The following is a 13,408-nucleotide window of genomic DNA, read 5'->3' as shown; positions in this document are numbered from 1 at the left end:
CGGGTGTCGGCGATAGTGATCGTCCGTCCGCGTCCTCACCCCGGGAGCACCTCATGACCGCCGCGTCACCCGCCGGCGCACGCCGCACGTCCCTCCTGCTCGTCACCGATCTCGCGTACGAGGCGCGCGGGCGCCGCTACTGCGACGAGGACATCTACCTCTCCTCCCGGCTCCGCGAGGCGTTCGACGTCGCGCTCTGCCACCCCCGGGACGCGGCCGCGCTGCTGGCGGGGTTCGACACCGTGCTGATCCGCAACAGCGGACCCGTGCTGCACTACCGGGAGGCCTACGACGCCTTCCTCGTACGGGCCCGGGGGCTGGGGACAGCCGTCTACAACCCGCTGGACGGGCGCGGCGACATGGCGGGCAAGGAGTATCTGGTCGAGATGTCCGCGGCGGGGCTCCCGGTCATCCCCACGGTGGACCGGGCGGCGGAGCTGCCGGGACTGCCCGATGTCCCCCAGTACGTGGTGAAGCCGAAGCTGGGGGCGGACTCGGCCGGGTTGCGTTTCGTCGCGGCGGCGGAGGCCCGCACCGAGCTGGAGGCGGCGGCCGAGGGCTCCCTCCTCGTCCAGCCGAGGATCGACTTCCGGCACGAGGTGTCGTTCTACTTCGTCGACCACGACTTCCAGTACGCGCTGTACGCCCCCGACCCGGAGCGGCGCTGGGTGCTGGAGCCGTACGCGGCGAGCGCGGAGGACCTGGAGTTCGCCCGGCGCTTCATCGCCTGGAACACCCTCGACCACGGGATCCAGCGGGTCGACGCCTGTCGGACGGCGGACGGCGCCCTGCTGCTCGTCGAGTTGGAGGACCTCAATCCGTATCTGTCGCTCGACCGGGTCGCGGAGGACGTCCGGGAGGTGTTCGTGGCCCGGCTGAAGACGTCGATCGCCTCGCTGCCCCGCTAGAGCCGGTCGTCCTGACCCCCGTCCGGCCCGTTCCCGCATGCGGGGGCGGTGCGCGGGTGTGAGGGTGCAGGGGTGACGACTGCCAGCGAGCAAGCCCCCGCCACACGGAGTGCCGAAGCGCCGCCGCCCGTCCTCGACCGGCGGCGGCGCAACATCGTCTTCGCGACGATCGTGCTCGGCATGCTGCTCGCGGCACTGGACCAGACGATCGTGGGCACGGCCCTGCCGACGATCGTCTCGGACCTGGGCGGCGCCTCGCACATGTCGTGGGTGGTCACCGCGTATCTGCTGGCCGAGACGGTGGCCACCGTGCTGGTCGGCAAGTTCGGTGACCTGTTCGGGCGGAAACTGGTCTTCCAGGTCTCGGCGGTCATCTTCATCACGGGATCGTTCCTGTGCGGCCTCGCCTCGGACATGCTGCTGCTGATCATCTGGCGCGGTATGCAGGGCATCGGCGCGGGCGGGCTCATGGTCACGTCGATGGCGCTGATCGCGGATGTGATCCCGCTGCGCGAACGGGGCAAGTACCAGGGCGCGATCGGGGCGGTCTTCGGCATCTCCACCGTGATCGGACCGCTGCTCGGCGGGCTGTTCACCGACCATCTGACGTGGCGCTGGGCGTTCTACGTCAATGTGCCGATCGCCATCGTGGTGGTCATCGCCGCCGCCCGGAACATCCCGTCGGTGAAGGCGGCGGGGCGGCCGGTCATCGACTACCGGGGCATCGCACTGGTCACCGTCGGGGCGAGCGCGCTGATCCTGGCGACGAGCTGGGGCGGCAACGAGTACGCCTGGGGCTCGGCGGTGATCATCGGCCTCTTCGTCGGCGGTCTGATCGCGCTCACCCTGTTCTGCCTGGTGGAGACGCGGGCGAAGGAACCCATGCTGCCGATGCGGCTGTTCCGGAACCCGGTCTTCACCGTCTGCTCGATCCTCAGCTTCATCGTGGGCTTCGCGATGCTCGGCTCGATGATCTTCCTGCCGACCTATCTCCAGTACGTGGACGGGGACTCGGCGACGCTCTCGGGGGTGCGGACGCTGCCGCTGGTCGCCGGTCTGCTGGCCGCCTCGATCTTCAGCGGCAACGTGGTGAGCAAGACGGGCCGCTACCGCGTCTTCCCGATCGTGGGGACGCTGGTGATGGCGGGCGGGCTGTTCCTGCTGTCCCGGATGGGGCCGGGGACCGGCGTCTGGCTGGAGTCCCTCTACATGGTGGTGCTGGGGCTCGGCATCGGCCTGGCCATGCAGGTGCTGACCATCGCCGTGCAGAACACCGTCGACTACGAGGACCTGGGCACGGCCACCTCCGGTGTGACGTTCTTCCGTACGCTGGGCAGCGCCTTCGGCACGGCGGTGTTCGGCACCATCTACGCCAACGCGCTGAAGCCGAACCTCACCGACGGCGTCGCGCGGGCGGTCGCCGCGGGCGGCGACCCCGCGGTCCTGGCCGATGCCTCGCAGAGCCCGCAGGCCCTGCACGCGCTGCCCGCCGCCCAGTCGGAGCCGCTGGCCCAGGCCTACGCGGACACCCTGCACACGGTGTTCCTGTGGACGGTGCCCATCGCCCTGATCGGTTTCGTCATCGCGCTGTTCCTCAAGGAGGTGAAGCTGCGGGACTCGGCACGGCTGGGGTCGACGGACATGGGCGAGGGCTTCGCCCAGCCGGGCAGCGGGGACTCGGCGAAGGTCCTGGAGTATTCCGTGGCCACGATCCTGCACAGCGCGGGTCCGGAGACCGCCCGGCGGATCACCGCCGAGTCCGACACCCGGCTCGACATGGCGGGGGCCTGGGCGGTGATGCAGGTGGACCTGTTCACCAGGATGGTCGGCCACGCGGGCCTCGGGCTGATCGCGGCCCGGCACCGTATCCCGCCGGAGGTCCTGGTGCCCGTCTTCGACCGGATGATCGAGGAGGGCTATCTGACCGGCGACGGCCGGATCTTCTCGCACACGGCGGCGGGCCGGCGGGAGGCCGCGGTGATCTCCGACGCCTGGGGCCGCTGGCTCAACGACCGCCTGGCCGAGGACGGCGCACGCCCCGACGACCGTCAGCTCCGGGCCACCGTGGACGTGATCGCCAAGCGGCTGCTGGCGGAGGACCTGGCCCAGGAGCTGTCCCCCGCGCCACGCTCCGGCGGATCGTCGCGGGTGGGGGCCCCGGTCTGAGCCGCGTCGGGGACGGTCGCGCTCCCCGTGATCCCGGGACCGGGGGCGCTCCGGCGTTTCAGTCGACGAAGACCGCCGTCGTGTAGACCCAGGCGCCCTCGTGCCGGACGAAGCGGCTCTTCTCGTGGAGGGAGTCGGGGCGCCCGTCGTCGGTGTAGTGGGCGCGGAAGGTGACCGTTCCGGTGGAGTGGAAGGCGCTGCCCTCGGTGGTGTCGAGGATCTCCAGGCCCACCCAGCGCATCGCCGGGTCGAAGTCGACGCCGGGCGGCCGGGTCTCGGGGTGCCAGGTGCGCAGCAGGTACGCCGCGTCCTGGGCGGCGAAGGCCGCGTACCGGGAGCGCATCAGGGCCTCGCAGGTCGGCGCGGCGGCACTGCCGGAGTGGAACCGGCCGCAGCACTCCCCGTAGGCGGCGGGCAGGCCGCAGGGGCACGGGGAGGTGGGGGTGATCCGCGGGGCGGCGGTTCCCCGGGGTCGGGAGGTGCGTCGTGACATGGGTCCATTGTGACGCGTCGGGGGCGGGGCGGCGGGCTCAGCGGCGGGCCGATCACGGCGGGACGCGGCTCACCCCCGTCGGCCCGCCCCCATGAGCGGGCCGACGGGGTGGGCATCAGGGCTTGCGCGCGACGCCCGCGTAGCCGGGGATCGGCTCGTCGCCGGCGACATCGATGACCTCGCCGAGTTCGGGGTGCCAGTCGGCCGAGAGCGAGACGCCCGGCTCGACCAGTTCGAGACCGTCGAAGAACGCCGTCAGTTCGGCACGGCTGCGGGGGCGCAACGTCATCCCGCGCGCCTTGTACATGGCCCGGGCCCGCGCCGCGCCCGCCGGGTCGAAGTCGCCGGTGGTGTGCGAGAGCACCAGATAGCTGCCGGAGGGAAGCTGTTCGACCAGCTTGCCGACCAGGGCGGCCGCGCCGTCCTCGTCGTCGATGAAGTGCAGCAGGGCCAGCAGGGAGAGGGCTACCGGCTGCTCGAAGTCCAGCACCTTGCCGGCCTCGGCCAGGATCGTCTCCGGTCTGCGGGCGTCCGCCTGGATGTACTCGGTGGCCCCCTCGGGCGTCGAGCGGAGCAGAGCCGCCGCGTGGGCCAGCACGATCGGGTCGTTGTCGCAGTAGACGACGCGCGCGTCGGGGGCGGCCTGCTGGGCGATCTGGTGGAGGTTCGGCTCGGTGGGTATGCCGGTGCCGATGTCCAGGAACTGGCGCACACCCTGCTCGGTGAGCCAGCGGGTCGCCCGGTGCATGAACGCGCGGTTGACCCTCGCCATGTCACGGCCCCGCGCGTCCAGGGTGAGCAACTGGCGCGCCATCTGTTCGTCGACCGGGTAGTTGTCCTTGCCGCCGAGGAACCAGTCGTACATGCGGGCCGGGTGCGGCCTGCTGGTGTCGATCTCGATGGAGTGGCGTTCTTGGCCGGTCATGGCGCGCTCCGTGGTCGGTGGTCCGTGCAGAGGAGGGGTGCGGTCTCAGGTGAGCAGGAAGTCGGCCTGGCCTGCCTTGGCGCCCTGGATGAACGCGGCGATCTCGCCGTTGGAGTAGATGAGAGCCGGGCCGTCGGGGTCGGCGGACTGGCGTACGGCGACCCGCCCGTCGGCGAGCTTCATCGCCTCGATGCAGTTTCCGCCGTTCCCGCCGCTCCACGGCTTGTACCAGCCTTCGGAGCCGAGGTCACCGGCCGGCATGCCGTTGTATATGTGGTTCATCACAGCTCCTTGCGGAAGTCCCGGAGGATTTCCTTCGTGCGTTGTGCAGTCGCGGCCTGAGCCGCCATGCGGTCCATGACTTCGAGGTAGGAGGCCACCTCGGGTCGGGCGTCGAAGTAGACGGCACCGGTCAGGTACTCGCTGTAGACCATGTCGGGGAGTTCGGGGACCGCGAACCGGAAGAGGACGAAGGGACCGTACGTTCCCGGATGGTGGCCGGTGGCGAACTCCGCGATCTGCAGGGTGACATGGGGAAGCTCCGTGGCTTCGAGCAGCCTGTCGATCTGCCCGCGCATCACCTGCGCGCTCTCGACGGGCCGCCGCAGCACGGTCTCGTCCATGATCACCCAGAGTCGGGGGGCGTCCTCCTTGGCCAGCAGCGACTGCCGTTCCATCCGCAGCGCCACATGGCGCTCGAGGTCCTCGGGCCGCGTCTGGCCGACCGCCCCGGTCCGCATCACGGAGCGGGCGTAGTCCTCGGTCTGGAGCAGTCCGGGCACGAAGTGCGGCTCGTACATGCGCAGCAGGCTCGCGGCGCCCTCCAGGCTGACGTACATGCTGAACCAGTCGGGCAGCACGTCGTGGAAACGCTGCCACCAACCCGGCCTGTTCGCCTCCTCCGCCAGATCGACGAAGGCCTCGGCCTCCTGGTCGGCGACGCCGTACGCCTTCAGCAGCAGCTGGACGTAGGGGATCTTCAGCCCGACCTCGGCCGTCTCCATTCTGCGTATCGTCGCGGGGGCGACCCGGAGGACCTTCGCCGCCTGGTCACGGGTCAGACCGACACGCTCGCGCAGATCCTGCAGGCGCTTGCCGAGAACGACCTGGCCCACGGTCGGGGCGGACCGCGGTTCGCTCACTTCAGACCTCCCCATGCGCTGTTTTGCGAGCAGTGTGCCATGCGTGCGCCCCCAACGACACGGTCACTCTGGAAATTTCAGAGTGCCCCTTGCCAAGTGTCATCGTCGGGGGGAGAGTTGACTCCCGAACCAGTTCGCTCAGTCATGCCCGCCCCCGAGCACCCGGGGAACGAAGTGTGACGCAGCCCCCACTGTGAGGAATCGGTCGTGGCACCTGGCAGTGCGCTCATCCCCCGGCCCGCGGACCTCAGCCCCGGGACGGAGGCGCTCCGTTACTGCTTCGCGCTGCCGGCGCACCCCGAGTCGGTGGCCAGGGCCCGGCAGCTGACGAGAACGCGGCTGGACGCCTGGCAGCTGGGCCGGGACGTCTGTGACGCGGCGGTCCTCATCGTCTCCGAGCTGGTGACCAACGCGGTCGTGCACACCGCTAGCACCCGGGTGGTCTGCGAGCTGGGCCGGTTCGGCAGACGACTGCGGATAGCCGTGCAGGACCAGGGCCACCCGCCGGGCGGCCCGCGGCTGCGCGCCTCCTCCGACGACGAGCACGGCCGTGGTCTCCTCCTCGTCGACGCGATGAGCAGCGCCTGGGGGTCGCACGACGCCCAGGACGCCTCCGGGCGCATCGTCTGGGCGGAGCTGCCGCACGGCGCCGAGCAGTTGTCCGGCACGGAGCGGCCGTGTTGAGGGACGCGCTGTCCCGGCTGCGCTCGGCGCGCCGGGGCGGCAGGTCCGAAGAGGCCCGCGGCGGCCGGGTGCGGCTGGCGCTGCCCGCCTCGATGTCGGCGACCCTGGGCTGTGACGCGGTGGGGGTTCCCGCTCGGCACGGGTTCCGCCTCATGTCCCATCTGCCGCGCACCGGCTGCGTCTTCGCCGACGCGGACCGCTGGTGGTGGATCGTTCCGGCCGGCTCCGACCTGGATCTGGACTGGCCCGAGCAGGTGACGTACGCACGCGACGCGGCCGTGCCCGGCGGGCGCCCCCGACTGATCCACTCACCGGACGCCCTGACCCCGTACACCCCGCCCATTCCGCTGTTCCTGATGGTCTGCCAGGTGGCGGGCGTGGCCCCGAGCTGGGCCGCCCCCGGTACGCGGAGCGTCGTGTCCGCGCCGTAGCGGCGCCGGTGACCGGGCGGAGAGCCCACGACCGAACGAGCCGGGCCCGGTCAGGTCGGGCCCGTCTCGTTCGGTCGTGCTCGCGGCCGGGTCAGGCCCGGTCGAGGTACGCGAGCCCCGGGTGGACCTCGGTGTACCGGTCGAGCAGCCGCCGGGCCACCGTCACGGAGTCCACCAGGGGGTGCAGGGCGAAGGCCTGGACCGCCGCCGCGCGGGACCCGCTCTCCGCCGCCTCCAGCACCGCCCGCTCCACGGCCTTCACCGCGGTGACGAGGCCGACCGCGTGGTACGGCAGCGGCGAGACGGCCACCGGGTGGGCCCCGTTGGCGTCGACGAGGCAGGGCACCTCGACGACGGCGTCCGCGTCCAGGACCGACAGGGTGGTGCGGTTGCGGACATTGAGGATCAGCGAGATGCGTTCGTTGCGGGCGACGGCCCGCATCAGGGCGAGCGCGACCTGTTCGTAGCCGCCGGACTCCAGGTCGCTCTCCTCCCGCTCCCCCGCCCCGGCGACCTCGCGGTTCTCCGCCATGTACGTCGCCTCGCGTTCGGCACGGGTGCGGTCCCAGGTGGCCCAGGCGGGCGTGCCGGGTTCGCGCATGCGGGCGTAGAAGCCCTCCTGCTGGTCCTGGAGGAACGCGCCCCGGGTCTGCTCCGCCTCCTGGTAGGCGCGTACGGCCTCGCGGTTGACGTAGTAGTAGTGCAGGTACTCGTTGGGGACCGCGCCCAGCGACCGGAGGAGTTCCGCGCCGAAGAGGCGGCCCTCCTCGAAGGAGTCGAGCAGCTTCGGGTCGGCGAGCAGCCGGGGCAGCTCGTCGCGCCCGTCGACGTACAGCCCCCGCACCCACCCGAGGTGGTTGAGCCCCGCGTAGTCGATCCAGGCCCGGTCCGGGTCGGCGCCCAGCACGCGGGCGATGCGCCGCCCGAGCCCGACCGGCGAGTCGCAGATCCCGATGACCCGGTCGCCCAGGTGCCGGGACATGGCCTCGGTGACCAGGCCCGCCGGGTTGGTGAAGTTGATGACCCAGGCCTGTGGGGCGAGCCGGGCGATGCGCCGGGAGAGGTCGAGGGCGACGGGGACGGTGCGCAGCCCGTACGCGATGCCTCCGGCCCCGACCGTCTCCTGGCCGAGCACGCCTTCGTCGAGGGCGACCCGTTCGTCGGCGGCGCGGCCGGCGAGCCCGCCGACCCGGATGGCGGAGAAGACGAAGTCGGCGCCGCGCAGCGCCTCGTCGAGTTCCGTGGTGGCGACGACGGCCGGGGCATCCGCGATGTCCCGGCCCTGTTCCGCGAGGACGCGGGCGACGGCGGTGAGCCGGCCGGCGTCGGTGTCGTACAGCGTGACCCGGGAGACGCGGCCCTCGGCGTGATCGCCGAGGAGGGCCCCGTACACGAGAGGCACCCGGAATCCGCCACCGCCAAGAATTGTCAGCTTCACGCTGCTCGATGGTACGGGCAGGCCGGAGCCGTGCGGGGCGGGCCGCGCCCGGCCCGGTGCGCGACGCGGCGGCCCCGGGCCCGTGGGCGTGATCCGGGGCCGCCGCGGCCGGCGGGTCGACGGCGGGTCAGTAGCCGTTCCACCAGCGGGTGACCGCCTGCCAGAGCCGGGCGGGGGCGGCCGGGCGGCGCTGGCGCGGGATCGTCGCGACCGGGGCCGTCGCGGGGGCGGGGGTGGCGGCGGGGACCGGCTGGGCCGCGGGGGGCGCGGCGGCCGGGGTGGGCCGGAGGGCGGCGCCCGGGGCGTGGGCGGGCTCGGCTCCCGCGGCCTCGTGCCGGGGCTCGGGAACGGTCCTGGCCGGGGAGGAGATCTCCCAGGCGTCGGCCGGGCGGGGGGTGCGGGCCATCACGGTGAGCGGGTCTGCGTCCAGCTTCTGCTGCGGGCTGGGGGCGAACTTCACCGGCAGCTCGACCAGGTGGCGGGACATGATGTTGCCGACCCGGCGCAGCTCGCTCTCGTCGACGCCGAGCTCCAGGTCCGGCAGGCGCATCAGGAGCGCGTCGACGCCGACATCGGCGATGGCCCGGCCGATGTCCTGTCCCGGGCACTCGTGGGGACCGCCGCTGAAGGCGAGGTGGGCGCGGTTGCCGCCCATGTCGGCGTTGAGGTCGGGGCGGACGGTGGGGTCGGTGTTGGCCGGGGCGATCCCGACGAGGAGGGCGTCGCCCGCCTTGATCTGCTGACCGCCCAACTCGGTGTCACCGACGGCCCAGCGGCCGAAGACGGCGGTGAACGGCGGCTCGTCCCAGAGGGTCTGCTCGACCGCCTCGGGGACGGTCATGTGCCCGCCGCTGAGCCGGGCGCGGAAACGCGGGTCGACGAGGACCATGCGCAGCACGTTGGCGATGAGGTTGGCGGTGGACTCGTACGCGGCGATCAGGATGAGACGCAGGTGTTCGACGACCTCGATGTCGGTCATCGTCGCGGGATGCTCGACCAGCCAGCTGGCGAAGTCGTGGGCCGGTTCGGCGCGGCGGCGCTCGACCAGGCGGGTCAGCACGGCCACGATATGGGCGTTGCTCGCCACGGCGGTCTCGGTGCCGCGGGTCATGTCGCGGGCGGCCTGGACGAGGCGCTCGTCGTACTCCTCGGGCATGCCGAAGATCGCGCACATCACCATCATCGGCAGGTGCTCCGCGAACTGGCTGACGAGGTCGGCGGTGCCCTTCTCGCAGAAGTCGTTGACCAGGCGGTTACTGAAGCGGTTGATGTGGCGGCGCACGCCGCGGGTGTCGATGCGCTCCATGCTGTCGGTGACCGCGCCGCGCTGCCGCTCGTGCTTGGCGCCGTCGGCGAAGACGCAGACGGGCTGCCAGGTGAAGATCGGGGCGAGCGGGTGGTCGGGGGCGACGCTGCCGTCCTGGAGGGCCCGCCAGCGCCGCGAGTCGCGGGAGAACTGGGACGGCGTACGGGTGAGGTGGAGGTTCTCGCTGTGGCCGAGGACGAGCCAGGCGGGGACGTCGCCGTGGAGCAGGACCGGGGCGACCGTGCCGTGTTCGGCGCGGAGCTTGTCGTAGAGGCCCGCGGGGTTGTCCTCCGCCTCGGGGCCGTAGAGCCGGCGCAGTCCGCCGGGGCCGATGTCGGGGTTGTGGGCCGGGCACTGGACCGGGGGCACGGCGCCGGGTTCGTGGTGGAAGGGGGTTGTCACAGGGGCTCCAGGGATCAGGATTCCAAGGCTGGTGCACAAGCGGGCGGGAGCGGCGGGGCGTTCGGGCGCGGACCGGGCCGGGGGCGTACGCCGGGGATGGCGCGCGCCCCCGGGGCGGTCCCGTCGCCGGGCCCCGGGGCGGGGGCGTCAGGCGAGGGGGACGGCCAGGCTGTGCAGGTAGCGCATCAGGGTCATCAGCACATCGCGGCTGGAAGCCCGCAGCCGGGCGTCGCAGTCGATCATCGGGACCTCGTCCGGCAGGTCGAGGGCTCGGCGCAGGGCCTCGACCGGGTGGTGCGGTGCGTCGGGGAAGGTGTTCACGGCCACGACGAACGGCACGCCGCGCTCCTCCAGCCGGCCGATGACGTCGAAGCTGACTTCGAGGCGTCTCGTGTCGATGAGGACGACCGCGCCGAGGGCGCCCTCGAAGAGGCCGTTCCACAGGAACCAGAAGCGTTCCTGGCCGGGGGTGCCGAACAGATAGAGGATCAGTTCCTCGCTGAGGCTGATCCGTCCGAAGTCCATGGCGACCGTGGTGGCGGTCTTCGTCTCCACCCCGGCGTTGTCGTCCACACCGACGCCGGCCTGGGTCATGGTCTCTTCGGTCGTCAGCGGCCGGATCTCGCTCACCGAGCCGACCATGGTCGTCTTGCCGACGCCGAACCCTCCGACGATCACGACCTTCACCGCGGCGGTGGCCGTGGTGGGGAGGACGTCCTCGGTGCGGGGTCCGGTGATCGTGTCAGAGCTTCTGAAGTCCATGCATCACCGCTTCGAGAAGGGACCTGTCGGGGAGAGTGGCGCGGACGATCGGCGCGCGCGACTCGATGAGCTCGGTGGCGAGAAGATCGCTCAGGAGCGAGGTGACCACGCTGAACGGCAGGCCGAGGTAGGCCGAGATCTCGGCGACGGACAACGGGGCCTGGCAGAGCCGCAGGATCGCCGCCTGTTCGGGCTGGAACGTCGGCGAGGGCTCCGCCTGCGCGACGACCATCGTGACCAGGTCGAGGGTGGCCCGTTCGCTGTCGTCGAGATCGCCGGTGATCACGTACAGCCGTTCCGGATCGAGGAGATCCGGATCGGCCTTGCGGCGTTCTCGTCGAGGTCCACTCATCCGGACTGCCCGCCGTGGCGGGGCGGGCTGGTCAGATGGGCACCGATCCGCACGACCATGTCCCGCATCCGGGCCCCGACGAGTCCGGAGTCGACGGTCTCGCCGGCCAGGACCGCGAGATACGCGCCGGTGCCGGCCGCCATCAAGTAGAAGAAGCCGCCCGTGACTTCGATGACCACGAGCTTCATCAGTCCGTCGCTGTACGGGATCTCGGTGGCCACCGCGGCGGCCAGGCTCTGCAGTCCCGCACAGGCGGCCGCGAGCCGGTCGGCGACATCGGGGTCGCCGCCGTGCATCGCGATGCGCAGGCCGTCCGACGAGAGCACCACGATCTGGTGGATGCTCGGAACGTCGTCGGCCAGCTCCTTGAGCATCCAGTCCATGTTTCCCCGCTGCTGGATCACTTCAGGTCTCCCTTGTCCCACGCGTCATCGGAGTCTTCGCCGTGCTTTCGTTCCTGCGGTACGCCGTTGACGGCCTTGGTGAAGGCCTCCAGCCACAGGCCGGGGGGCTTCTCCTCGCCGCGTCCGTCGTCCGCGCCGCCGCCCGGACCGGGCTGGAACCCGTTGGCGGGGGCCGGAGGCGGCGTGGGCTGCTGCGGCAGGTTGTGCGAGCCGAGCGGGGCTCGGCCCCGGCTGCGGCGCTGCGGCAGCCCGTTCTCGGTCCACTCGGTGACCACGGGAACGTCGTCCTCCATGGCGGCCGCGGGGTGGGCCGGGCGCGCGGCGGCCGCGGGGGCGCCGGTGGGGACCGGTGCGGCCAAGGACGGCACGGGGCCGGTGGCGGCGGGCTTGGGCTTGCGCTTGCCGGGCGGCGGCACCACGTGCTGGAGCTGCGACATGTCCAGGGAGCTGGTGGGCCGGGAGGTGGCGCCGATGCCGTGGGCGATCCCCGGGGCGGGCCCGGTGGTGATCATCTCGCGCGGCACGATGAGGACGGCGCGGACGCCGCCGTACGCCGACTGGCGCAACGACACCTGGAGCTGGTACATCCGGGAGAGCCGACCGACGACGGCCATGCCGAGGCGCGGGGACTCCCCGAGGTCGTTCATGTTGATGCCGGCCTGGGCCTGGGCGAGCATGTTCTCGGCGCGGGCGCGGGCCTCCTCGCTGAGGCTGACGCCGCCGTCCTCGATCTCGATGGCGATGCCGGTCTGCACCTCGACCGCGGTGACGTGCACCCGGGTCTGGGGCGGCGAGTAGCGGGTCGCGTTGTCGAGGAGTTCGGCGCAGGCGTGGATGAGCGGTTCCACCGAGGTGCCGACGATGGCGACCTTGGCGATCGAGTGCAGATCGACGCGCTGGTACTCCAGGATGCGGGACATCGCACCGCGCAACACACTGAACAGCGGTACGGGCTTGGGCCACTGGCGGCTGGGACGGGCGCCGCCGAGCACGGCGATGGAGTCGGCGAGCCGACCGATCAGCGCGGTGCCGTGGTCGATGCGCAGCAGGTCGTCGAAGACCTCGGGGTTGCGCCCGTAATGGTCCTCCATCTCCCGTAGTTCACTGGCCTGGCGGTGCACGATCGCCTGGACGCGGCGGGCGACGCTGACGAAGGCGCGCTGGGCGGAGTCGCGCCGGGCCTCCTCGTTGTCGATGACTTCGAGGACCTGGTGGATCTGCTCGCGCAGCGCCTTGGGCAGATGGCGGTTGGCCGCGTCCGCGTCGACGATGTCGCGCATCACCTCGTCGGGCGAATTGCCCACGCGCAGCCGCCGGATGGCGGCGGGCATGACTTCCTTGGTGAGCCGTACCGTCTCGGCGTCGTGCGAGAGGATGCGGTGTTCCAGGTATGCGATGCGCTGTTCGTACTCGGCGCGCTGGACGCGCAGGGCGCGTCGACGGCGGTGGAGCGCCACGGTGAGTACGGCGACCACGAGCGTGGTGATCGCGCCGCACACGGCGACTGGTATCCGCGCGGCCGGTGCGACCAGGGCCGACCCGGCGGCGGCCGCGCCGAGGAGCAGGACCACGGGCAGCAGGACTACGCGGACGACGGGTACTTCTCTGTCGGTCGGCGGTGATTCAACACGGACCATCTAAAACCCTCTGGCGGTTGATTCCGGGATGTATGCACACGTGAGCGGAGACTTGGGAACAAGTGCTCGGATTCATCTCAACTCGACTTCACTGCGCGTGAGCTTAGCCAGATCAGAACAGTGCTTCGGCATATTCACCCAACCCCCTGCGGGAGCCCGCCGAGAGGAATACACTCACCAGTTTTTGCACTGAGCGCTGCGGAACGTGTGCGGGGAGTAGCGGTGGCTGGAAATAGCACTTCCCCGAGCCCTTGACGGCGAGGAAGGGGCACCATCAGCGCCGGACAAGCGATTTATGAGATGAAAGGCCCCATTGCTCACCCCTGTCACCGTTCAGAATCAGCCAATGGAACAGGTG

The 13,408-nt window shown here is 71.5% G+C and carries 14 protein-coding genes; 4 read left to right on the top strand and 10 right to left on the bottom strand.

Annotated elements, in window-relative coordinates; genetic code table 11:
• Positions 1–53: 53 nt before the first annotated feature.
• Together RNL97_RS28460 and RNL97_RS28455 are read left to right on the top strand one after the other, a co-directional pair.
• On the top strand, positions 54–908 hold the full coding sequence (locus tag RNL97_RS28460; protein ID WP_030582594.1) for an ATP-grasp domain-containing protein: 855 nt from the start codon (positions 54–56) through the stop codon (positions 906–908).
• Between the two features lie 72 nt (positions 909–980).
• Positions 981–3,074 (top strand): MDR family MFS transporter, encoded by a 2,094-nt coding sequence (locus tag RNL97_RS28455; RefSeq protein WP_030582597.1) that lies wholly within the window; start codon positions 981–983, stop codon positions 3,072–3,074.
• 58 nt (positions 3,075–3,132) lie between these two features.
• On the opposite strand, the gene RNL97_RS28450 is transcribed toward RNL97_RS28455, so the two are convergent.
• From RNL97_RS28450 to RNL97_RS28435, 4 genes are all read right to left on the bottom strand, one after another.
• Positions 3,133–3,567 (bottom strand): YchJ family protein, encoded by a 435-nt coding sequence (locus RNL97_RS28450; RefSeq protein WP_243315837.1) that lies wholly within the window; start codon positions 3,565–3,567, stop codon positions 3,133–3,135.
• A gap of 115 nt (positions 3,568–3,682) precedes the next feature.
• Complete coding sequence (locus RNL97_RS28445) at positions 3,683–4,492, bottom strand: SAM-dependent methyltransferase (protein ID WP_030582604.1); 810 nt, start codon at positions 4,490–4,492, stop codon at positions 3,683–3,685.
• Between the two features lie 45 nt (positions 4,493–4,537).
• The gene (locus tag RNL97_RS28440) at positions 4,538–4,774 is read right to left on the bottom strand and encodes a DUF397 domain-containing protein (protein WP_010058136.1); all 237 of its coding nucleotides are present in this window, start codon (positions 4,772–4,774) and stop codon (positions 4,538–4,540) included.
• Positions 4,774–5,634, bottom strand: a complete 861-nt coding sequence (locus RNL97_RS28435) for a helix-turn-helix domain-containing protein (protein ID WP_030582606.1) — start codon at positions 5,632–5,634, stop codon at positions 4,774–4,776. Before RNL97_RS28435 ends, RNL97_RS28440 begins: the two co-directional genes overlap by 1 nt.
• A 207-nt stretch (positions 5,635–5,841) precedes the next feature.
• On the opposite strand from RNL97_RS28435, the gene RNL97_RS28430 reads away from it, so the two are divergent.
• Together RNL97_RS28430 and RNL97_RS28425 are read left to right on the top strand one after the other, a co-directional pair.
• Positions 5,842–6,318, top strand: a complete 477-nt coding sequence (locus RNL97_RS28430; RefSeq protein ID WP_030582609.1) for an ATP-binding protein — start codon at positions 5,842–5,844, stop codon at positions 6,316–6,318.
• A complete protein-coding gene (locus tag RNL97_RS28425; protein ID WP_030582612.1) occupies positions 6,312–6,749 on the top strand; it encodes a hypothetical protein in 438 nt (145 codons plus the stop codon). The genes RNL97_RS28430 and RNL97_RS28425 overlap by 7 nt, the downstream gene beginning before the upstream one ends.
• Positions 6,750–6,840: 91 nt before the next feature.
• Here RNL97_RS28425 and RNL97_RS28420 read toward each other — a convergent pair whose 3' ends face one another.
• The 6 genes from RNL97_RS28420 to RNL97_RS28395 form a co-directional block, all read right to left on the bottom strand.
• Complete coding sequence (locus RNL97_RS28420) at positions 6,841–8,187, bottom strand: 6-phospho-beta-glucosidase (RefSeq protein WP_030582614.1); 1,347 nt, start codon at positions 8,185–8,187, stop codon at positions 6,841–6,843.
• A 127-nt stretch (positions 8,188–8,314) separates the two neighbouring features.
• Entirely contained in the window at positions 8,315–9,895 is a 1,581-nt protein-coding gene (locus tag RNL97_RS28415; RefSeq protein WP_243315836.1) for a cytochrome P450, read from the bottom strand.
• 147 nt (positions 9,896–10,042) lie between these two features.
• Positions 10,043–10,657 carry a GTP-binding protein gene (locus RNL97_RS28410; protein ID WP_010058144.1) on the bottom strand — a complete coding sequence of 205 codons (615 nt, stop codon included), beginning with the start codon at positions 10,655–10,657 and terminating at the stop codon, positions 10,043–10,045.
• On the bottom strand, positions 10,638–11,009 hold the full coding sequence (locus RNL97_RS28405; protein WP_030582622.1) for a DUF742 domain-containing protein: 372 nt from the start codon (positions 11,007–11,009) through the stop codon (positions 10,638–10,640). Before RNL97_RS28405 ends, RNL97_RS28410 begins: the two co-directional genes overlap by 20 nt.
• Entirely contained in the window at positions 11,006–11,413 is a 408-nt protein-coding gene (locus tag RNL97_RS28400; protein WP_243315835.1) for a roadblock/LC7 domain-containing protein, read from the bottom strand. Before RNL97_RS28400 ends, RNL97_RS28405 begins: the two co-directional genes overlap by 4 nt.
• Positions 11,410–13,050, bottom strand: coding sequence for a sensor histidine kinase (locus RNL97_RS28395; RefSeq protein WP_032765499.1), 1,641 nt, complete (start codon positions 13,048–13,050; stop codon positions 11,410–11,412). Before RNL97_RS28395 ends, RNL97_RS28400 begins: the two co-directional genes overlap by 4 nt.
• Positions 13,051–13,408 lie beyond the last annotated feature (358 nt).

The organism is Streptomyces parvus (assembly GCF_032121415.1).
Classification (GTDB): domain Bacteria; phylum Actinomycetota; class Actinomycetes; order Streptomycetales; family Streptomycetaceae; genus Streptomyces; species Streptomyces globisporus_A.
This window is presented reverse-complemented; position numbering and strand designations above follow the sequence as displayed.